This is a genomic window from Pseudonocardia sp. NPDC049635, from assembly GCF_040659795.1.
Lineage (GTDB): Bacteria > Actinomycetota > Actinomycetes > Mycobacteriales > Pseudonocardiaceae > Pseudonocardia.
Map to the genome: position 1 here is coordinate 131253 of NZ_JBFAON010000013.1, position 20795 is coordinate 152047.

At 73.6% G+C, this 20795-nt stretch carries 19 protein-coding genes; 6 read left to right on the forward strand and 13 right to left on the reverse strand.

What is annotated here, in order from left to right:
• Nucleotides 1-5: 5 nt before the first annotated feature.
• The 7 genes from AB0J24_RS17440 to AB0J24_RS17470 all read right to left on the reverse strand — a co-directional run bounded on the left by AB0J24_RS17440 (nucleotide 6) and on the right by AB0J24_RS17470 (nucleotide 7547).
• Nucleotides 6-968, reverse strand: a complete 963-nt coding sequence (locus tag AB0J24_RS17440) for an alpha-ketoacid dehydrogenase subunit beta (protein WP_358682461.1) — start codon at nucleotides 966-968, stop codon at nucleotides 6-8.
• Nucleotides 969-979: 11 nt separating this feature from the next.
• Nucleotides 980-2173 (reverse strand): pyruvate dehydrogenase (acetyl-transferring) E1 component subunit alpha, encoded by a 1194-nt coding sequence (gene pdhA / locus AB0J24_RS17445; protein ID WP_358682361.1) that lies wholly within the window; start codon nucleotides 2171-2173, stop codon nucleotides 980-982.
• 206 nt (nucleotides 2174-2379) lie between these two features.
• Nucleotides 2380-2715, reverse strand: a complete 336-nt coding sequence (locus AB0J24_RS17450; protein WP_358682363.1) for an antitoxin — start codon at nucleotides 2713-2715, stop codon at nucleotides 2380-2382.
• A gap of 100 nt (nucleotides 2716-2815) precedes the next feature.
• Nucleotides 2816-3409: a peroxidase-related enzyme gene (locus AB0J24_RS17455; protein WP_358682366.1), complete on the reverse strand. Its 594-nt coding sequence runs from the start codon at nucleotides 3407-3409 to the stop codon at nucleotides 2816-2818.
• A gap of 29 nt (nucleotides 3410-3438) precedes the next feature.
• Nucleotides 3439-4095 carry a response regulator transcription factor gene (locus AB0J24_RS17460; protein WP_358682369.1) on the reverse strand — a complete coding sequence of 219 codons (657 nt, stop codon included), beginning with the start codon at nucleotides 4093-4095 and terminating at the stop codon, nucleotides 3439-3441.
• Complete coding sequence (locus tag AB0J24_RS17465) at nucleotides 4092-5408, reverse strand: histidine kinase (protein WP_358682372.1); 1317 nt, start codon at nucleotides 5406-5408, stop codon at nucleotides 4092-4094. The genes AB0J24_RS17460 and AB0J24_RS17465 overlap by 4 nt, the downstream gene beginning before the upstream one ends.
• A 129-nt stretch (nucleotides 5409-5537) precedes the next feature.
• The gene (locus AB0J24_RS17470) at nucleotides 5538-7547 is read right to left on the reverse strand and encodes a serine hydrolase domain-containing protein (protein WP_358682375.1); all 2010 of its coding nucleotides are present in this window, start codon (nucleotides 7545-7547) and stop codon (nucleotides 5538-5540) included.
• Between the two features lie 144 nt (nucleotides 7548-7691).
• Between AB0J24_RS17470 and AB0J24_RS17475 the strand changes: the two genes are divergently transcribed.
• Nucleotides 7692-8036 carry a hypothetical protein gene (locus AB0J24_RS17475; RefSeq protein WP_358682378.1) on the forward strand — a complete coding sequence of 115 codons (345 nt, stop codon included), beginning with the start codon at nucleotides 7692-7694 and terminating at the stop codon, nucleotides 8034-8036.
• Nucleotides 8037-8040: 4 nt separating this feature from the next.
• On the opposite strand, the gene AB0J24_RS17480 is transcribed toward AB0J24_RS17475, so the two are convergent.
• From AB0J24_RS17480 to AB0J24_RS17495, 4 genes are all read right to left on the reverse strand, one after another.
• Nucleotides 8041-10077, reverse strand: a complete 2037-nt coding sequence (locus AB0J24_RS17480; protein ID WP_358682381.1) for a hypothetical protein — start codon at nucleotides 10075-10077, stop codon at nucleotides 8041-8043.
• Nucleotides 10078-10478: 401 nt separating this feature from the next.
• Nucleotides 10479-12299 carry a phosphoenolpyruvate carboxykinase (GTP) gene (locus AB0J24_RS17485; protein WP_358682383.1) on the reverse strand — a complete coding sequence of 607 codons (1821 nt, stop codon included), beginning with the start codon at nucleotides 12297-12299 and terminating at the stop codon, nucleotides 10479-10481.
• Nucleotides 12300-12662: 363 nt separating this feature from the next.
• Complete coding sequence (locus AB0J24_RS17490) at nucleotides 12663-13010, reverse strand: hypothetical protein (protein WP_358682386.1); 348 nt, start codon at nucleotides 13008-13010, stop codon at nucleotides 12663-12665.
• 127 nt (nucleotides 13011-13137) lie between these two features.
• Nucleotides 13138-14721: an MFS transporter gene (locus AB0J24_RS17495; RefSeq protein ID WP_358682389.1), complete on the reverse strand. Its 1584-nt coding sequence runs from the start codon at nucleotides 14719-14721 to the stop codon at nucleotides 13138-13140.
• 137 nt (nucleotides 14722-14858) lie between these two features.
• On the opposite strand from AB0J24_RS17495, the gene AB0J24_RS17500 reads away from it, so the two are divergent.
• Nucleotides 14859-15422: a TetR/AcrR family transcriptional regulator gene (locus AB0J24_RS17500; protein ID WP_358682392.1), complete on the forward strand. Its 564-nt coding sequence runs from the start codon at nucleotides 14859-14861 to the stop codon at nucleotides 15420-15422.
• An 86-nt stretch (nucleotides 15423-15508) separates the two neighbouring features.
• Entirely contained in the window at nucleotides 15509-15973 is a 465-nt protein-coding gene (locus AB0J24_RS17505; RefSeq protein WP_358682395.1) for a hypothetical protein, read from the forward strand.
• A gap of 6 nt (nucleotides 15974-15979) precedes the next feature.
• On the opposite strand, the gene AB0J24_RS17510 is transcribed toward AB0J24_RS17505, so the two are convergent.
• Both AB0J24_RS17510 and AB0J24_RS17515 read right to left on the reverse strand, forming a co-directional pair.
• A complete protein-coding gene (locus tag AB0J24_RS17510; RefSeq protein ID WP_358682398.1) occupies nucleotides 15980-16351 on the reverse strand; it encodes a hypothetical protein in 372 nt (123 codons plus the stop codon).
• Between the two features lie 92 nt (nucleotides 16352-16443).
• On the reverse strand, nucleotides 16444-17181 hold the full coding sequence (locus AB0J24_RS17515; protein WP_358682401.1) for a hypothetical protein: 738 nt from the start codon (nucleotides 17179-17181) through the stop codon (nucleotides 16444-16446).
• A 484-nt stretch (nucleotides 17182-17665) separates the two neighbouring features.
• Between AB0J24_RS17515 and AB0J24_RS17520 the strand changes: the two genes are divergently transcribed.
• From AB0J24_RS17520 to trmB, 3 genes are read left to right on the forward strand one after another with little or no spacing between them, the layout of a single operon-like run.
• Nucleotides 17666-18406: a glycosyltransferase family 2 protein gene (locus AB0J24_RS17520; protein ID WP_358682404.1), complete on the forward strand. Its 741-nt coding sequence runs from the start codon at nucleotides 17666-17668 to the stop codon at nucleotides 18404-18406.
• Between the two features lie 54 nt (nucleotides 18407-18460).
• A complete protein-coding gene (locus AB0J24_RS17525) occupies nucleotides 18461-19465 on the forward strand; it encodes a glycosyltransferase family 2 protein (protein ID WP_358682406.1) in 1005 nt (334 codons plus the stop codon).
• Nucleotides 19458-20231 carry a tRNA (guanosine(46)-N7)-methyltransferase TrmB gene (gene trmB, locus AB0J24_RS17530; protein ID WP_358682409.1) on the forward strand — a complete coding sequence of 258 codons (774 nt, stop codon included), beginning with the start codon at nucleotides 19458-19460 and terminating at the stop codon, nucleotides 20229-20231. The genes AB0J24_RS17525 and trmB overlap by 8 nt, the downstream gene beginning before the upstream one ends.
• Nucleotides 20232-20795: the final 564 nt, after the last annotated feature.

Sequence of the window (20795 nt, forward strand, 5' to 3'; positions counted from 1 at the left end):
GTCCCTCACCAGGCCAGCGAACGGTCGACGGCATCCAGCACCCGGTCCAGGTCGGGGAGGTAGTCGTCCTCCAGCCGCGAGGGCGGGTACGGCGTGTCGAAACCCGTCACCCGCAGCACCGGGGCCTCCAGCGAGAAGAAGCACTCCTGCTGGATGCGGGCCGCGACCTCCGAGGTGATCGACGACTCCGACGGTGCCTCGGACACCACCACCAGCCGGCCGGTGCGACGCACCGACTCCACGACCGGCCCCAGATCCAGCGGGGAGAGGGTGCGCAGGTCGATCACCTCGAGGTCCTGGCCGTCCTCGGCGGCCGCGGTCGCCGCCTCCAGGCAGGTCCTCACCATCGGACCGTAGGTGGCGACGGTGAGGGTCGAGCCGGGACGCACCACGCGAGCCGAGTGCAGCGGAGGGGCCGCGGAGAGGTCGGGATCGACCGTCCCCTTCTCCCAGTAGCGGCGCTTCGGCTCGAAGAAGATGACCGGGTCGTCACCCGCGATCGCCTGCTGGATCATCCAGTGCGCGTCGCCCGGTGTCGCGCACGCGACCACCTTCAGGCCCGCGACGTGCGCGAACAGCGACTCCGGCGACTCCGAGTGGTGCTCGACCGCGCCGATCCCGCCGCCGAACGGGATCCGGACGACGACCGGCACCGGCACCGTCCCCTGTGTCCGGTACCGGAGCTTCGCGAGCTGGGAGACGATCTGGTCGAAACCGGGGAAGACGAACCCGTCGAACTGGATCTCGCAGACCGGCCGGAATCCGCGCACGGCGAGCCCGATCGCGGCGCCGATGATGCCGGACTCCGACAGCGGCGTGTCCAGCACGCGCTGCTCGCCGAAGTCCTTCTGCAGGCCGTCGGTGATCCGGAAGACGCCGCCGAGCCGGCCGACGTCCTCACCCATGATCAGGACCCGTGGGTCGCGCTCCATCGCGGCCCGCAGCCCGTCGTTGAGGGCCTTGGCCATCGTCGTGGTGCTCACGGCCGTCCCCCCTCGTCCGCGAAGGAGGCGTGGTAGGCCAGGTACTCCTCGCGCTGCTGCTCGACCAGCGGGGACGCCTGCGCGTAGACCTCGGAGAACATCCGCTCCGGGCCCGGTTGCGGCATGGAGCGGCAGAACGCGCGGAGCCGCTCACCCAGCTCGTTCGCCTCGGCGTCGACGGCGTCGAAGAAGCCCTGGTCGACCCCGTGCCGCCGGGCCAGGTGCACCCGGACCCGCTCGATCGGGTCCTTCAGCTTCCACAGCTCCACCTCGTCCGCCAGCCGGTAGCGGGTGGCGTCGTCGGAGGTGGTGTGCGAGTCCATCCGGTAGGTGTAGGCCTCGATCAGCACCGGCCCGTTGCCGGTCCGGCACTCGTCGAGCGCCCAACGGGTGACGGCGAGACAGGCGAGGACGTCGTTGCCGTCCACCCGGACACCGGGGAACCCGTAACCGCGGGCGCGCTGGTAGAGCGGCACCCGGGTCTGGCGCTCCAACGGGACCGAGATCGCCCACTGGTTGTTCTGGCAGAAGAAGACCAGCGGCGCGTCGTAGGCGGCGGCCCAGACGAAGCCCTCGTGCACGTCGCCCTGGCTGGTGGCACCGTCACCGAAGTAGCAGATCGTGGCCTCGCCGGTCTCCCGGTCGCCGACCTTCGACTCGAACCGCTGGCCCATCGCGTAACCGGCGGCGTTGAGGCACTGGTTGCCGATCACGATCGTGTACGGGTGGAAGCGGCGGGCCGCGAAGTCCCAGCCGCCGTGGTCGGTCCCCCGGAAGATGCCGAGCAGCTCGGTCGGGTCCACCCCGCGGGTCCAGGCGACGCCGTGCTCACGGTAGCTGGGGAAACACATGTCGGACGGGCGCAGCGCCCGCCCGGAGCCGACCTGCGCCGCCTCCTGGCCGAGCAGCGGGACCCAGATACCGAGCTCGCCGTGGCGCTGCAGCGAGTTCCCCTCGCGGTCGGCCCGCCGGACCAGCACCAGGTCCCGGTAGAGCGACGTGAGGTCGTCGAGGGTCACGTCGGCGATGTAGCGGTCGAAGTGCTCGTGGTGCACCCGCTCGCCCTCGGGCGTGAGCAGCTGGACGAGCTCGACCCCGCCCTCGTCCGTCCCCTTCAACCCGGCGACGACCTGGTCACGGCTGGGCCGCGACCGTGGATCCCCCGGTACCCACGCCTGCGGTTCCTCCACGGCGTACCTCCTCGGTCTCGCCGCGCCGGGGTGGCCGGCCGGCGGTGTCGGCGCCGTGCCCGCACGGGTGGGCGGGTCGACGACGCTCGTGCGTCGTCCCCGATCCTGGCACGGGATCGGGCGCCAGGACAGCTCGTGCGGCCCGATCGACCGGGTGTCCACATGCGACGGCCCCGGCACCGTCGCGGTGCCGGGGCCGAACGATCTCAGGAACCCTGCTGGTTACCGGGGTTCGGCGGCGGGAAGGCGGGCGGCTGCGCAGGCCCGCCGGGCTGCTGCCCGTTGCCCGGACGCGGCGTCGGCGACGGCGGGGTGGTGCCGGGCGTCCCGTAGCCGTAGCCGGGCTGCGGGATCCCGGCCACGTCCTTCGCCTTGCGGGCGACGCCGGCGATCTGGTTCGTGTACTTGCCGCCGGTCTGCTTGTCCACGAACTGGGCGGCCGAGTCCAGCGCCTTCCCGGCCTTGTCCGGGTTCGAGCGGGCGTAGCGGCGGGCGGCCTCGGCCGCACCGGCCAGGACGGCGAGTCGTCGGAACAGGGACATCGTGAAGGACCTCCGAGACGGGACGCGGCAGCACGGCGTGCCGCGGGCTGTCGAGCCCACGGTAGGGGAACACTGCGTTACGGGCAGGAAGTTCCCCGCCTCAACCTCGCGAAACCCGCCCCATCAGGAAGAACTCCGGGTTGGGGCGGAGCGCGGTCAGGTGCGCCAGCCGGTTCGACATCGCGAACAGCGCGGTGATGGCGCCGATGTCCCAGATCTCGTCGTCGGTCAGCCCGGCGTCCCTGGCGGCGTCGAGGTCGGCCTCGCCGAGCAGTTCGGACTCCCGCGCCACGAGCAGCGCCAGATCCACGATCGCCCGCTCCCGATCGGACAGCTCCACCGCGTACGGGTTGGTCGCGACCCGGTCCGCGATCTCCGGGTCCCGGTAGCGGATACGCAGGATCGCGCCGTGCGCGACCACGCAGTACGTGCAGCTGTTCGCGCCCGAGGTGGCGACGACCACGAGCTCACGCTCCGCCTTCGACAACCCGCCCGCGTCGGGGGCGGGCTCCATCAGGGCGTCGTGGTAGTCCAGGAACGCGCGGAGCTCGGCGGGCCGCCTGCCGAGCGCCCGGAACACGTTGGGTACGAACCCCGACTTCTCGGCGATCGCGCCGATCCGCTCGGCCAGGTCCGGCGGGAGCCCGTCGGGATCGACGTGTCCGAACCGGCTGACCTCGTGCTGCTGTGCCATGGACGGCGACGCTACCGGGTGCGGACCGGTCAGCCCGGTGTCGCGACGCCGGTCCGGTAGGCCCACACCACGGTCTGCAGCCGGTCCCGGGCGCCGATCTTCGTCATGGCCCGGCCCAGATGGGACTTCACCGTGCTCGTCTCGACGACGAGCTCGGCGGCGATCTCGGCGTTCGAGAGGCCACCGGCCAGCAGCCGGACGATCTCGGTCTCGCGCGGGGTCAGGTCCGCGACCGGCCCGTCGGCCGGTTCCACGGCCGGACGGCGCCGGGCGAACTCGGAGATCACCCGCCGGGTCACGGTGTGGTCGACCAGACCGTGCCCGGCGGCGAGCCGGCGGACCGCTCCCACCAGGTCGTCCGGGTCGGTGTCCTTGAGGACGAAGCCGCTGGCCCCGGCCTCCAGCGCCCCGAACACGTACTCGTCGAGGTCGAACGTGGTCACCACCAGGACCGCGGGCACCGGTGGCTCACCGGCGACGATCTCGCGGGTCGCGACCAGGCCGTTGCCGCCGGGCATCCGGACGTCCATGCACACGACGTCGGGAGCGAGCCGTCGGGCCAGCCGCAGCGCCTCCGCGCCGTCCGCGGCCTCGCCGACGACCTCGATGTCGCTGGCCAGCTCCAGGAACATCCGGAACCCGGCCCGCACCACGGCCTGGTCGTCGACCAGCAACACCCTGATCACAGGGCCACCTCCGGTTCCACCCGCAGCGCCAGGAACACCCGCCACCCTCCTGCCCCGGTCGGCCCCGCCTCGAACCGCGCCCCGACCAGCTGAGCCCGTTCCCGCATGCCGACCAGGCCGAAACCGCGATCCCGGCCCGGCCCGGCGGGCCGGTCCGGTGCGACGCCCGCACCGGCCGGGCCATCATCGACGATCTCGATGCGCAGCTCGTCCGCGACGTGTTCCAGCACGATCCGGACACCGGCGCCGGGCGCGTGCTCGCGGGCGTTCGCCAGCGCCTCCTGCACCACCCGGTGACCCGTGACGTCGGCGATCGGCGGAAGTTCCGGGAGCTCGCCGCGCCGCTCCACGGTGACCCGGGTACCCAGCTCGCGGGTGGTCGCGACGAGCCGGTCGAGGGCGGCGAGGCCGGGCACCGGCGCCTCGTCCTGCGGGGCCGGAGCGGTGGTCCCGGGATCGCGCAGCGCACCCACCACCATCCGCAGGTCGCGCAGCGTCTCCCGGCCCTGCTCCCGGACCCGGCCGGTGATCCGGCGCGCCTGGTCCGGGTCCCGGTCGACCAGCCGTTCCACCATGGCCGCCTGCACGACCATCCCGGACAGGTGGTGGGCCGCGATGTCGTGCAGCTCGCGGGCCATCCGGGTCCGCTCCCGCCGGACGGCCTCGTCGGCCCGGGTGCGCTGCGCCTGTTCCGCCTCCGCGGCGCGGGCCCGCAGCAGCGCCACGTAACCACGCCGCGCCGCGACGTAGGCCCCGATCAGCGTGGCCGCCCCGTAACCGAGGGCCGCGGACGCCAGCTGGGTGGACATCGGCAGCAGCAGCGCACCGACCGACGGGACCGGCAACAACAGCGCGACGAACCCGATCGACTCGACCGCCGCAGCCGTCGCCACCAGCCGGGCGGCCCGGCGCGGCGCCAGCAGCACCCCGCAGGTGTAGGCCGCGACCAGCGGCGCCGGGCCGCGCACGACCAGCTCGGCCGGGACCGCCGCGAACACCATGACCTGCAGGGTGACGACGAGGGCCAGGCAGAGCACCGGTGCGGTCCGGCGCAGTGCCAGCAGCAGTCCCTGTGCGGTGGTGAGCACCAGCAGGAGCGCGAGCCGGGCCGGGTCGTCGAAGCGGGCGCCCGGCTCGATCCCGGTCTGCACCAGCCCGACCGCGAGCGCCATCAGCCCGGCCACCAGCACCCCGAGGGCGCAGTCCCTGCGGAACGGCCCGGTCAGTCCGACGACGGTGAGCAGCGCGTCGATCCGTTCGGGCAACCGGCCCCGGGCGGGACCGGGTTCCGGCCCGGCGGAGGGTCGGTTCACGGGCCCAGTATCCGGGACGGGGTGCCCGGCGGCCGACTGCCCGACAGCCGGGCACCCGGCACAGCCCGGGCACCCGGCACCCGGGCATCCGGCACGGCCCGGCACCCGCAGCTCGGCGTGCGGCACGGATCAGTACCCGACACCGGACAGCAGTCCGAACGCGATCGCGATCGTGCCCGTGCCGGCCAGGCCGAGCAGCAGACCGACCCGCCCCGCGACCACCCGGCGGCCCGCGCCACCGCGCACGGCGGTGACGACCCCCGCCGCCGCGACCAGCGTCCCGTTCAGGGCGATCCACTGTGCCGCCTGCAGTCCGTACAGCAGTGGTACCGGCACGTCGGCGAAACCGCTGATCATGCTCACCACGCCCACCCACCCGGCCGCCGCGAGAAGTGCGCACCCGGCCGCGAACCGGGTCGCCAGGTCCAGGATCCGGTCGGTCCGGCCACGCACCGGCCGGACCGGGGTACGGCCGCGGCGCAGCAGCGCCCCGACCGGCCGGGCGAGCAGGCCCACGAGCAGGAGGGCGACGGACACCGCGAGCACCGGGACGGCGATCGACGCGTCCCGGAACGGGCCGACCCGCTGCAGGGTGAAGGCGGAACCGAAGCCGATCTCGGTGACCCGGTCCCCGCTGGTCCGGGTGCTCAGCACCCGTTGCCCGCCGACCTCCTGCCAGAGCGCGGGCCCGATCTCCCGGTACGCCACCGGGCGAAGGCTCCCGGGCCCCGGGGAGACGAGCAGCGCACCGTCCGGGCGGGCCGTCACCACGGTCTGCCCGAACAGACCGAGCACGGACAGGAAGGTGCTGTACGACGCCCGGGTGGACTCGTACCTCCCGGCCACCGCTTCGGCCGACGACTCGGCGGCCGGGGCCGGAGCGGGGAGCGACGGGTCGACGGCCGCCGGGAGGTAACGGTCGGCGAACCCCTCGAGCAGCGCGTCACGGATCTCCAGGGTGTCGATCCCACCCCGCCCGGTGCTGTTCAACGAGACGAAGACCCCGGCCCGTTCGGCAGGGTAGACCTGCAGGTGGGAGTGGAACAGCGTGGTGTCACCACCGTGACCGAGCACCGACCGGCCGTTGCGGCTCTCGTCGAACATCCCCAGCGTCATCCGTGGGCCCTCGGCCAGGGTGCCCAGGGTGTCCGGGCCGAGTGCGGGGGAGCGCATCAGCTCGGCCGTCTCCGGGCCGAGCAGGGCTCCGGCGCCGGGTTCGTCGAGCAGCGCCCGGACGAGCCTCGCCATGTCGGTCGCGGACGCGGTCAGCGAACCCGCCGGGGCGGCCCCGATCGTCTCGAACGGCATCGCGGGCAGGTCCGTGCTCGGGTACCCCGCCGACATCCGGTCGCGCAGCACCTCCGGCAGCGGCTGGGCGAACGTCGAGGAGGTCATCCCGGCGGGCTCCAGCACCGCGCGCCGGGCCTGCTCGTCGAAACCGACGCCGGTGACGCGTTCCACCACGTAGCCGGCGAGTGCGTAGCCGTAGTTGGAGTAGGCGGGCGTCGTGCCCGGGGCGAAGACCTGCTCCGGGGGTTCGGTGGCGAGCGTCGTCCGCAGGTCGGGGGCGGCCCCGCCGTGCGTGATCAGGCCACGGATGCGTTCCTCGAAACCCGCGGTGTGGGTCAGCAGGTGGCGCATCGTGACCGGCGGGTCGAACCGCAGCGGCAGCGGGAAGTCCAGGTACTGCCGGATGTCGGCGTCCAGGTCGATCCGGCCCTGCTCGACCTGCTGCAGGACGGCGATCGCGGTGACCACCTTGGACACCGAGCCGACCCGGAACAGGGTGCGGTCCGGATCCACCGGCCCGCGCCCGTCGTGCCCGAAACCGCGCGCGGTGAGCAGCTCGCCGTCGTGCACCACCGCGACCGCGGCCCCGGCGATGCCGGAGCGCTCCAGTGCCGCCGGGAGCAGGCCGTCCAGCCAGGCGTCGACGTCGGCGCGGGTCGGCTCCGCTGTGGCCGGGGGTGTCCCCGGGACCACGTCGGCAGACGGTGGTGGAGCGGCGCATCCGACGATCACGAGCAGCGCGACGAGCACTGCTATGAACAGCGCCGACGCCCTCCGACCACGTGAGCTGGTCCCGACCCGGTGCATCCGGTTGTCCTCCCGTCGTGGCGCCGGCGGCTCGTTCGCCACCGGTCGTCCCGGGTCCCAGCCTCGTGACCGTGCGTCCGCGGCACATCGGGCGCGGGTGCCCAGCCGCGCCTGCGACCTCCGGTGGAGGCCTGCGACCGGAGAGGGACTTTCCGGACGGATCCGGATCGGGGACCATGTGCCCGCATGGGAGTCCCGGAGCAAGTGCGCGAGCAGCTCGCGTCGTGGTGTGCGGGGCTCGTCCCCGAATCGCAGCGCGACCGCCGCCGGATCGGCTACACCACGGCCGGTGGCACCGTCACGATCCTCGATCGCAGACCACCCGCGTTCCCCGAGCTGGGTGCGGCCTGGTCGTCCACGTCGCTGGCCCGGTTGCGGGCCGACGACCCGGAACCCGGCCGGTGGACGCTGTACCTGCCCGCACCGGCCGGCTCGGACGGCCGGTGGGAACGCGTGCAGCCCCCGGCCGACGACCCGTTCGTCCTGCTCGACCGGGTGGCGGACGGCATCCGCGCGGTCGGGTCGAGCTGAGTTCCTAGCGCTCGTCGCCCGCCGGGCGGGCGGCCGGGGCCATCGCCGACGGGGCCGAGGGTCGCAGCTCCTGGTCCTCCGGTGCCGACGCCGAGCGCGGTGCGGGCACCTCGGGGCCCGTCCGCGGGTCGACCGGACCGGACTGCGCCGGCACCGACGACGCCGGCGGTACCGCCGGGACCGCCACCGGCTCCTCCTCGGCGGTGTCGTCCGCGGCCATGCCGGTGCCCCGCAGGAACCGGGCCGAGGCCTGGTTCAGCACCTCGAGCAGGGTGGTGCCGGACGACTCGGCCCGCGGCTCGTCCCCGACGACGGCGAGCATCCGCGGCGCGGCCGCGGTGAGCAGCAGGCCGTCGGCCTGCATCGATCCGGTACCGAGCACCACGACGAGGTCGGTCGAGTCGGCGGGCGGGAGGGCGGCGAGCAGGTCGTCCGTGGCGGACACCGCGATCAGGCCGAACCCGCGGGCGCCGCGTGCCGCGTCCGCCGCCCAGGCCCGGGCCAGGTCCCGGTGGGTCCCGGCGAGTTCGGTCAGCAGCCGCTCCAGCTCGTGGCGGTCGGCGACCTCGCGGCGCGCCCGGCCGAGCTCGTCCAGCGCCGCCGCGTAGGCCTCCGGGTCGTGCGTCCGGATGGCCGCGACGGCCGCCGTGTGCTCCGGTGCCATCGCCCCGAACGGCACCGATCCCTCGCAGGCCTGCGCGAACCGCTCCAGCTCGTCGGCCGCCTCGGCCGGGTCGCCGTGCTCGTCGTAGTCGACGATGGCCCGGGCGACCCGCTCCGCGGTCGCCAGGTCGGGCACCGAGACCGGCGAGTTCTGCTGCAGGAACAGCACGTCGTGCCGCAGCGCTCCGACCGAGCGGGCGGTCGCGGCGATCCGGTCCAGGATGTCGGTCAGCTCCGGCAGGTCGTCGGCGGACCGGGGGATCGGCAGCCCGAGCACCGAGCACAGCCGCGCGATCTCGTCGTCCCGCCGGGCCAGGTCGAGGTGGTTGACGATCGCGGCGATGTGGTCGTAGGTGTGCGGCTCGGCGCCGGCGACCCGGAAGTGCTCCAGCATCGGCTCGGCGTCGCGCTGTGGCTGCGCGCGGAAGTAGGACCGGCTGCGGCCACCGCCCTCGAGGAAGTCGAGATAGTGCCGGATCACGTCGTCGCCGCCCTCGGGCAGCGGTGAGCGCACCTGCACCGGCGGACCGGCGGCGAACCGCACCCGGTCGTCGCGCTGGCGGGCAGCGAGCCCCTGCAGTGACTCGAACTCGGCGCGGAGCCCGCCGTGCACCAGCCGGCCGACGACCTCGCGCAGCCTGGCGGCGTCCATCCCGCCGGCCAGCGACCCGAGCGAACCGACGACCGCGCGGGCGACCTGGGTGACGGCCGCGCGGCGCTCGGCGTCGAGGTCACGGAGCAGGCCGGGGATCACCCGTGCCTCGGCACCGCCGTCCCCCGCGGTGCCGTCGACGATCCGGTCGGCACGCCGGCAACAGGCGAGCACCTCGGTGTAGGCGGGCAGCGCGTCCTCCGGCGGGAGCTCCTGGTCGGTCCGGGCCGACCGGTCACGCCCGACCGTGGCCAGCAGCCGGCGCAGCCGGCGCAGGTCGGCCGAGGACACACCGGGCAGCCGGTCCACGAGCCGCCCGGCGACGGAGCCGGGAAGCGCGGCGCGCACCGCGGCGAGCCGTTCGGCGTCCGTCCCGGTCAGCAGGATCCGCATGCCCTGATCGGTGAGCACGGCCAGCGCCCGCGCCAGCTCGTCGGTGCCGGTGTCGGACAGCACCACCAGCGGTTCCTCACCGAGGACCCCGGCCAGGGTCTCGATCTCGTCGCCTGTGGGCCGGGGCCGCGGGGGCACCGGAGAGTTCAGTGAGCCGGACAGGATCCGCAGACCCGCCGGCACCCGCTCGGCCCGTACGTCGCCGACGATTCGCGTCGTCGCGGCCCGTACCGCCGGCCCACCGCGCCCACTGCCCGCCAACCGTTCGACGAACGCGACGAGCGCCTCCGTGTCCGTGCCCTCGGACACCCGGACATCCAGCATCTCGCTCACACCTCCGCCGTACCAGCAACGCCGTACCGGGGACGGCGCTCACGGTGTGTATCGCCGTGGCGCGCCCGGCGTTCCGCCTCGCCGCCTGCTCCGTCCGGCCCACCGCCGTTCGCGATCACGATCCGCGACGGACGGGAACCCGAACGGGCACACGACAACTCGGCGGCACGCCCGTGCCGGTCCTCCCGGAGGCTACCCGGCGGACGGCCACGGCGCTCCGACCTCGCGGAACTCCCCGGCGACACGACCCGCACAACCTCCGGCGTCCACACTGGGTGACGGGGCCACGCCGGGCACTGCTCCATCGGCGTGAAATCTCGCTCCGTCACCGGGCGGGGGCCGGGCGTGACCGAGCCCCGGCGGCCGTCGGCCGCCGGGGCTCGGTGTCCGGTCAGGGTCGCTCAGGCACCCAGGCGCTGCTTGAGCGCCTCGAACTCGTCGCGGATGGAGGACGGCAGGTTGTCGCCACCGATGCTGGCGAACCACTCCTCGATCAGCGGGATCTCCGCCTTCCACTCCTCGACGTCGACGGCCAGTGCCGCCGCGACGTCGGCCGGGTCGGCGTCGACGCCCTCCAGGTCGATCTGGTCGGTGGTGGGCACGTAGCCGATCGGGGTCTCGACGGCGGCCGCCTTGCCCTCCAGCCGCTCGATGCACCACTTGAGGACGCGGCTGTTCTCACCGAAACCGGGCCACAGGAAGCGGCCGTCGTCGCCCCGGCGGAACCAGTTGACGTAGAAGATCTTCGGCAGCTTGTCGGCGTCGGCACCCTTGCCGATGTTCACCCAGTGCGCGAAGTAGTCGCCGACGTTGTAGCCGAGGAAGGGCAGCATCGCCATCGGGTCACGCCGGACCTGACCGAGCCCACCGGCCGCGGCGGCGGTCTTCTCCGAGGACATGGTGGCGCCCATGAAGGTTCCGTGCTGCCAGCTGCGCGCCTCGGTGACCAGCGGGATCGTGGTCTTGCGGCGACCGCCGAACAGGATCGCCGAGATCGGGACACCCTTCGGGTCGTCCCATTCCGGGGCGACCACCGGGCACTGCGAGATCGGCACGGTGTAGCGCGAGTTCGGGTGCGCGGCGTCGGTGCCCGACTCCGGCGTCCAGTCGTTGCCCTTCCAGTCGATCAGGTGCTGCGGGTCCCCTTCGAGGCCCTCCCACCAGACGTCGCCGTCGTCGGTCAGCGCGACGTTGGTGAACAGCGCGTTGCCCTGCTCGATCGTGCGCATCGCGTTCGGGTTGGTCTTCCAGTTGGTACCCGGCGCGACCCCGAAGAAGCCGAACTCGGGGTTGATGGCGTAGAGCCGGCCGTCCTCACCGAAACGCATCCACGCGATGTCGTCACCGACGGTCTCGGCGCGCCAGCCCGGGACGGTCGGCTGCAGCATCGCGAGGTTGGTCTTGCCGCAGGCACTCGGGAAGGCGGCGGCCACGTAGTACGCCTTGTCCTCCGGGCTGATCAGCTTGAGGATCAGCATGTGCTCGGCGAGCCAGCCCTCGTCGTGCGCCATCGCCGAGGCGATCCGCAGCGCGTAGCACTTCTTGCCGAGCAGTGCGTTGCCGCCGTAACCGGAGCCGTAGCTCCAGATCTCCCAGGTCTCCGGGAAGTGGCTGATGTACTTGGTCTCGTTGCACGGCCAGGGGACGTCGGCCTGGCCCTCCTCCAGCGGGGCACCGATGGAGTGCAGGGCACGCACCCAGCTCTCGCCGGCGGCGTCGAGCAGCGGGACGACGCTCGCGCCCATCCGGGTCATGATCCGCATCGAGATGACGACGTACTCGGAGTCGGTGATCTCGATACCGATCTTCGGGTCGTCCGAGTCGATCGGACCCATGCAGAAGGGGACGACGTAGAGCGTCCGGCCCCTCATCGAGCCCCGGTAGAGCTCGGTCATGGTCTGCTTCATCTCGGCCGGGGGCTGCCAGTTGTTGGTCGGCCCGGCGGCGCGCTCGGTCTCGGTACAGATGAAGGTGCGCTCCTCGACCCGCGCGACGTCGTCGGGGTCCGAGGCGGCGTAGAACGAGTTCGGCTTCTTCGCCAGCCGGGTCAGGGTTCCCGCCTCGACCAGCTGGTCGGTCAGCCGGGTCCACTCCTCGTCCGACCCGTCGCACCAGACGACCCGCTCCGGAGACGTGAGCTCGGCGATCTCCTGCACCCAGGCCACGACGGACTGGTTGGTGGTCGGTGCCTTGTCGGTTCCCGGAACGGTGGCTGCAGTCATGTCGTCCTGTTCTCCTCGCCGGCCCCCGGCCCGCTACCCGGGGAAGTCTTACGAGCCCGTACCGATCATCGGCACGGGCCTGTGCGGGAAAAGGTGTAATGCGAGGTTACCCGCGAAATGGAGCCTCACCCATGCCACCGCTTGAGAGGTCAGGCACAGCACCGATCATGTAAATCGATACAGAAGCCCGCCGGGGCGGCCGGAGTCCTTCCTGGTGACGGGCATGTCACACGAACGCAACCCGAGGCGGTCGACGGATTCGCCGACACCTCATGACGATTGGCGGAATTGCGCCAGCAGTCCCCGGTCGAACTACATCTGCGACGTCGGAACGGTCCGATTCAACGCCTCGCCCGAACGAAGTTACGCATTCTGCGTGCCGAAGTGGGTGCGGACGCCCTCTCCCGGGGGCCGGGCGAACTCCGGAACCATGATCGGCAGCCGGTGCGCGGTGACGTTCCAGTAGCGCGCCACCGGGTCTGCCGCCCGCCACGCGTCGGCGAGCCGCACGACCGCGTCCGGGTCGATGCGGCGCCGGGGCCGGGGCCGCATCCCGCAGCGCTCGCGGATACCGGCGTCCAGTGCCCGCCAGGCGTCCTCGGCAGTGGTGTGGACCGAGACCTCGGGCTCGGCGGCGCCCACGGCCGAGCCCGGCTCCTCACGTCCACCACCCAGCACCAGCGTGTAAGCACTGACCACCTCGTACGGCACGGATGTCTCCCACGGCGTCGCCCGGCTGTCCGGTGTAGTCAACCAGCCGGGCGACGCAGCGCTGTCGGCGTGCCCACGATCCGTGGCCGCGACCGCTGTGCCCCGGGGACCCGCACCCGGGGCCGGATCACCGGCCGGACCGCTGCAGCGCAGGCTCCGCGATCCCCGACGCCCCGGCGGCCAGCACGGCCCGGTGCGCACGACGCAGCCCGAACCCCGCCGTCACCAGCACCACCGCGACGATCACCGCGGCCACGCCGGCCGCGAGATCGACGCCGCTCACGAACGCCTCCCGGCCCGACGCCAGCAGCTCGGCGGCCGGCCCCGCGGGTAGCGACCCGGCGGCGTCGACGGCGCTGCCGAGCGTCTCGCCCGCCGCCGCCGGGGCCCCGTCGGGCAGCACGACCGTGCTCCGGTACACCGCCGAGAGCACGCCACCGACGACCGCGGTGCCGAACACCGCGCCCACCTCGTAGGCCGTCTCCGACACCGCGGACGCGGCACCCGCCTTCTCCGCGGGCGCGGCCGCGAGGATCGCGTCGTTGGTGACGGTCTCGGACAGGCCGATCCCGGCACCGATCAGCACCGCGGCCGTGGTCAGCAGCAGCACCGCCGAGTCGACCTGCAGGAACAGGCTGACCACGAAGCCGGCGAGCACGAGCGCCAGGCCCACCGACACGAGCTGGTGCAGTGCGAACCGGCGGGCCAGACGCGCGGCGGCCAGCCCGGCCACGATCGTCACCAGGAAGCTGGGCAGCAGGAGCAGGCCCGCCTCCAGCGGCGACGAACCGAGCACCAGCTGCAGGTACTGCGCGGCGAAGAACAGCAGACCGGTCAGGCCGAACATGGTCGTCGCGTTGGCCAGCGCGCTGTAGCGCAGCACCGGGCGGGCGAACAGTTCCAGGTCGATCAACGGGTCGGAGCCGTTGCGGACGCGCCGCCGGTAGTGCAGCACGAACGCCACGGCGGCCCCCACACCGACCAGCACCGATACCACGGCACCCGGTCCGAACCCGGAGGAGCCGAGCAGCTTGACCGCCAGCACCAGCGGGCCCATGGCGAGCAGGGACAGCAGCACGCCGACCAGGTCGAGCTTGCCCGGGGTGCGCTCACGCGACTCCGGCAGCAGGAACGGGGCGACGACGAGCAGCAGCGCCATCGGCGGCACGCTCATCACGAAGATCGAGCCCCACCAGAAGTGCTCGAGCAGCAGCCCGCCCACGATCGGGCCGAGCGCGGCTCCCGCGGCGAAACCGGTCGCCCACACCGCGAGCGCGAGGCGCCGGTGCACCCGGTCGACGAACACGGTGCGCAGCAGCGCCAGCGTCGAGGGCATCAGCATCGCGCCGAACACGCCGAGCAGCGCGCGGGCGGCGACCAGCTGCCCGGCGGAGGTCGCGAACCCCGCGGCCAGGGAGACGACGCCGAAGCCCGCCACACCGATCATCAGCAGCCGGCGGCGGCCGATCCGGTCGCCCAGGGTGCCCATCGTGACCAGCAGCCCGGCCAGCACCAGTGGATAGATGTCGACGACCCACAGCAGCGTCGAGGCGTCCGGGCTCAACGCGGCGCTGAGCTCCGGCAGCGCCACACCGAGCACCGTGTTGTCGATCGACACCAGCAGGGTCGGGATCACCAGTACGGCCAGTGCGAGCCATGCACGCGGGCCGGGCCTCGTCTCCGGGTTCGTGGTGACCTCGGGCCGCGACATCGTCTTCTCCTCCTCGGGTGGTAACGGCGATTTACCGTCCAGACGGTACATCTATATACCGTCCAGACGGTACAGTCCACCGATCGCGAAGGACCTGTGGCCGGAAGCACCGGTGGGCGCGTGGGTAGCCTTCGCGAATGGCGGAGCGGCGGAACGCAGGACCACCGGCCCGCGACCGGGTGCTCGACGCGTACGAGACGCTGTTGATCGAGCAGGGACCCGGCGGGGCCACGCTGGACGCCGTCGCGGCCAGTGCCGAGGTCTCCAAGGGCGGACTGCTCTACCACTTCTCCTCGAAGGAGTCGCTGGTCGGCGGATTGCTCGACCGACTCCGCGAGCGCAGCGCCCTGGACGCCGAGCGGATGCGCAGCGACCCCGACGGCGCCGTCGCCTACTACCTGCGGACCTCGGTCCCCGGTGGCGAGTCGCCGGTCGGGCTGACCCGCACCTACCTGGCCGCACTGCGGATCGCCGACGGCAGCGCGGCCGGGGCCCCCGCCAGGGAGGCACTCGCCGCGGTCGACGCCGACGGCCTGGCGGCGCTGCGCGAGGAGGTCGGCGACCCGGTGCTCTCCTGGCTGGTGCAGCTCGTGGGGGACGGCCTCTACCTGCGCACCCTCACCGGGGCGCCGCTCACCGGTGAGGTCTCGCCCGAGGAACTGCACGCCCGGCTGAGGCAGCTGATCGCCGACCGGTCCTAACCGGTGAACCATCCGCGCGCGCAGCGCGTCGAAGCGGTCGCTCAGGGTAGGCTCGGACCCTGCTCACGCACGGGGAGGGGCCCACTGTGGAGGGAACCGCCAGCTACCTGACGTTGGTCGTGATCGGCATTCTGATCACGGTCGGTGTCGGCCAGATCCTGTTGCGCTCCGGCCAACCGTTCCTGGAGGACGTCTTCCAGAACAAGGAGAGCGCCCACTCCATCAACCGGTTGCTGGTGGTGCTGTTCCACCTGCTGACGCTCGGCGTGCTCGGGATGATCTCGGTCATCGACGTCCCGGCGGACGCGGGCACCGCGCAGACCGTGGTGTTCAAGATCGGCGTGGTGCTCCTGCTCGTCGGCATCGCCTACGGGGTGTCGATGCTGGTGCTGCTGCGCATCCGGGAACGGCGCCGGCAGCAGGCAGTGTCCGCGGAGATCGACCAGAAGATCGCCGAGCAGCGCCGCGGCCCCGGCCGGTTCCGGCGCGGTGGTGGCCCGGCGGCCCCGGAGAACGAGGCCCGCACCCCGTCCGAGCAGCCGGGGGACTGACCCCGGTCACCGGTCGGCGAGATCGTCGGCGACGAGATCCTCGGTGCCGACGCCGGGCAGCGACATCCCCGGGTCGGCCGGTACCGGGACGATCGACCGGTCGGCCAGGCCGTCGCCGTCCAGGTCGATCCAGAACGACGCCCCCGCCGGCCCGTCGAGGACCAGCGTGTCCGGCAGGCCGTCGCCGTCGGTGTCCCGGGCGGCCGGGCCGGTGACCGGCACCGCCCCGCCGGGGGCCGGCCCCCGGTCCGGGCCGGCCGGAGCCCGCGCGACCTCCACCGAGTTCCACCACGGCGCGGCGGCTGCCGAACCGACCACCACCCCGGACGTCCCCCACGGCCACCGCGCCGCGGGTGAGCCGGCGACCGGCACGACCACCGCACCGCACGCACCGCACCACCGGGCCCGACCGGTCCCGGCTCCGGCTCCGGGTGAGCCCGCTCGCCGCGGCACCCGCTCCGCCCGCCACCTCATGCCGCAGGGCGCGGCGTCCGGTGCCACGGCCCCGGCCGGCCCCCGACGGCGAGTTCCGCGTCCAGGGTCCGACGGATCAGCTCCCGGTCGGCGGCGCCGAGGACCGCGGCCCGCACCCGGTGCGCGATCTCCCGCGCGCGGGCGGCCCGGGCCGAACGCACCCGGAGCGCGACGCCGGCCCCGCCGAGCAGCGCGAGCCCGGACAGCACGAGCAGCACACCGGGCCCGGCGGCGGGCAGGAACCGCCCCGCACCCAGCAGCCCGGACAGCCATGCGCCCGGCAGCAGCGTCCCGGTCGCCAGCCCGGGGACGAGCAGGCCGAGCGTCCCCGATCCGGGTGCCCCGGGGACCGGGGCCCTCCGGCGCGAGCGCGGGACGCCGGCCCCGGGGACCGCGCCCAGGCCCGCCGCGACCAGGATCGGGCCGGACGATGATGACCCTGCGTGAGTGATGTGCGTCACCGAGGACCCCGGGCGGCCCAGTGCCCGCACCCCACCGGCGCGCCGCACCGGCGGCCCGGCCCGGCGCGACCAGCCCTCGTCGAGCTCCCGGGCCGACCGGGCCAGCTCGCTCGCCCACCAGCGCCGGTCCGCAGCCCGCGACGGCCGCTGCGCCACCTGCTCGACCATCCCGTCGACCTGCGACGACAGGTGCGCGGCACAGTCCATCCTGGCCAGTGCGAGTAGCGGACGGAGCTCGATGAGAGGGTCCGCCCGGCGACGGCTCGACGACATGGTGAGAGCCTGACGCCCCCCGGTGACAGCCGGATGCGTAGGACTGCGCAGCGGCCCGACGAGGACGTCGCCCGAGCTGCCGGAGGACCGGGACCGTGCACCCGGGTGCGGAGGAATCGGCCGGCGGAGCAACCCCCCGGGTGGTTCGCACGTCTGCACAGTCGGGTCCGAGAAGCTGCCCGACACGAGAACCGCAACCAGACCGTGACACCGTCGTTGAACGAGTAGAGCGGACCTGTATGGAGGAAGTGTGAGCGCCGTTACGCCCGCCCGCCCGGCCGTCACGCCCGAGTCGAGCGCACCCGCGCGACCCGGGCCCCAGACCGGCCCCGGCACGGGACAGACGCCCCTCCCGGCGAGTCCTGCCCGACCGACGAACGGTGTCGCCCGCACCGCTGCGCCCGCGCAGCCGGAGGGGCCCGAGGGCTTCCGCCGGCCGCGGCCCCGGCCCGCGCCGCGGCGCAGCGCCAACCCGGCGGTGTCGGTGATCGTCCCGACCCGCAACGAGGCCCGGAACCTGGAGATCGTGCTCCCGGCCATCGCCGCCGTGCGGCCCGCCGTGCACGAGGTGATCGTGGTCGACGGCAACTCGACCGACAACACGGTCGCCGTCGCCCGCCGCACGCTGCCCTGGGCCCGGGTGATCACCCAGACCCGCAAGGGCAAGGGCAACGCGATGGCCTGCGGTTTCACCGCCGCCACCGGTGACGTGCTGGTGATGTTCGACGCCGACGGTTCGGCCGACCCGAACGAGATCCCCGGCTTCGTCGCCGCCCTGGTCAACGGCGCCGACTTCGCCAAGGGCAGCCGGTTCTGCAAGGGCGGCGGCTCGGACGACATCACGCTGCTGCGCAAGTCCGGCAACGCAGGCCTCAACACGGTCGCCAACCGGCTGTTCGGCACGAAGTACTCCGACCTCTGCTACGGCTACAACGCCTTCTGGGCCGACCTGTTGCCGCAGCTCGAGCTCCCGGACCCGGCGGCCCCGCAGCCGGAGGACGGTTCGATGCTCTGGGGCGACGGCTTCGAGATCGAGACCGTGCTCAACTGCCGGGTCGCCGCGGCCGACCTGAAGATCACCGAGGTGCCGTCGGTCGAGCGCGAGCGCATGTTCGGCGAGACCAACCTGCGGACCTTCGCCGACGGCACCCGGGTGCTGCGTACCCTGATGGCAGAGCACCGTCGCATGGAGCAGCGCCGCAAGGCGTCCGGGTACACCCGCTAGAGCGCTGCCACCGCGCGGTCCGCCGCGAACAGCAGCACGAGGAGCGAGTACATCGTGAGCGCCCTGCCCACGGCCAGTGTCGTCGTCTGCGTCTACACCGAGAAGCGTTGGTTCGACATCACGTCGGCCGTCCGATCGGTGCGGACCCAGGACGTCACCCCGCTGGAGACGATCGTCGTCGTCGACCACAACGACCGGCTGCTGGAGCGCGCCGAACGCGAGTTCGGCCCGCTCGGCGTCACGGTCGTGCCCAACGCCCGCACCCAGGGTCTGTCCGGCGCCCGCAACACCGCACTCGACCTGGCCTCCGGTGAGGTCGTCGTCTTCCTCGACGACGACGCCACCGCACGCCCCGGTTGGCTGGCCGCGCTGCTCGCCCCCTACGCCGACCCGGACGTCATCGGCGTCGGCGGGATCGCGCACCCGAAGTGGCCGGACGGCCGCCCGCGCACACTGCCCGGTGCCGCGCCCGGCGACCCGGACGCCACCGGTGAGCTGGACTGGGTGGTGGGCTGCACCTACACCGGACAGCCCACGGAACGCGCCGAGATGCGCAACCTCATGGGCTGCAACATGTCGCTGCGGGCCGAGGTGTTCAAGCGGGTCGGCGGTTTCGCCGAGGACATGGGCCGGATCGGCAGGAACCCGCTGGGGTGCGAGGAGACCGAGCTCTGCATCCGGGCCCGGCAGGCCTACAGCGCCGACGGCCGCACCCCCCGGATCCTGTTCGAGCCGAAGGCCGCGGTCGACCACCGGGTGTCCGACGACCGGGTCTCCTGGCGGTACCTGCTGCGCCGCGGCTGGGCGGAGGGCATCTCCAAGGCGGCCGTCTCCAAGGTCGTCGGCACCGGGGACTCGCTGTCCACCGAGAGCAGCTACACGCTGAAGGTGCTCCCGGCCGGTGTCATCCGGGAGGCGAAGGAGCGCAACCCGGCGTCGGCCGCGGCGATCGTCGCCTGCTTCGGGGTCACCGCCGCCGGCTACATCCGGGGCCGGCTGCCCGGCGCGACCGCGCACGTGCGGCTGCCCGCCGCCGGCCGGAACGCCCCCGGTGCCTGAGCGGGCGCTGACCTCGGACCGACCGCACGACACCCGGATCCGTTCCTACGTCCATCAGCGGGTCCGGCTCTCCGACGGCCAGGAGTCGGCGTGGCGTCGGTTGTGGCCGGTGCTCGGCGGTGAGGTGGCCGAGGTGGTCGGCGGCCCGGGCTCGTCCTGGGATCCGCACGCCGCGTTCGGCAGGAACGCCCCGCTGGTGCTCGAGATCGGGCCCGGCATGGGGGAGACGACGGCCGCGCTCGCCGCGGCCGAGCCCGCGGTCGACCACCTGGCCGTCGAGGTCTACGAACCCGGCCTGGCCCAGCTGCTGATGCGGATCGAACAGCTCGACCTGACCAACCAGCGGCTGCTCCGCGGCGACGCCGTCGAGCTCCTCGAGCGCGCCGTCGCGCCCCGATCGCTGAGCGGTATCCGGATCTTCTTCCCGGACCCGTGGCCGAAGCGGCGGCATCACAAGCGGCGGCTGATCCAGCCGGGGTTCGCCCGGCTGGCCGTGTCGCGGCTGGTCCCCGGTGGCTTCCTGCACCTGGCGACCGACTGGCCGCACTACGCCGAGCAGATGCGCAGGGTGGTCACCGCGGAGCCCGGCCTTCGACCGGACGACGCATTCCCGCTCGGCCCGGACGGCTGGCAGGCGCGACCCGAATGGCGTCCTACCACGAAGTTCGAGGAACGTGCCCGGATCGAGGGACGCCCGGTACGGGATCTGTTGTACGTCGCCGACCACGGAACCGCCCCCAGTGACACACGGAGAGTCACCGACTAGGGTCATTACTCCCCCCGCTATGTATCCCCGCCCGAGTGATTCCCGAAGGACGCCCGTGACGACGGTGGAGCACGCCGCGAGCAACCAGCCTGCGCCCGCGCGACCGACCCAGCCGGTGCGCCGCCCGGCCGGTTTCCGCCCCAGCCCCACCCCTCGGACGAGCGACACCCCGCCGGGCACCACCGACGACCCCGACCCGGCGCCCGAGCCGGCGACCCGCGCGGTCGCGGTCGTCCCGCTCGCCGGAGCCGTCGACGCCACCACGGCGACCCCGGCCCGGTCCCGCGCCGGCGGTGCCGAGACCACCACGGTCGTCGGTTCGGCAGCACCGGGCCGCACGGGCCGTGCCGCCCCCAGCTCGGCCGCCGCGGCTCCGACAGCTCCGGCGGCTCCGGCGGGTGCCACCGTGGCGGTCCCGTTGCGCAGCACCGGGGCGATGGTCACCAGCCGGGTGGAAGTCTCCGCCGTCCCCGCCGTCGCCGCGACCACCGCCGTCCCCGCGGCGGGCTCGGCGGCCCGCACCCCGGTGACCGGCACGGGCTGCCCGGTCACCGGGCACGGGCG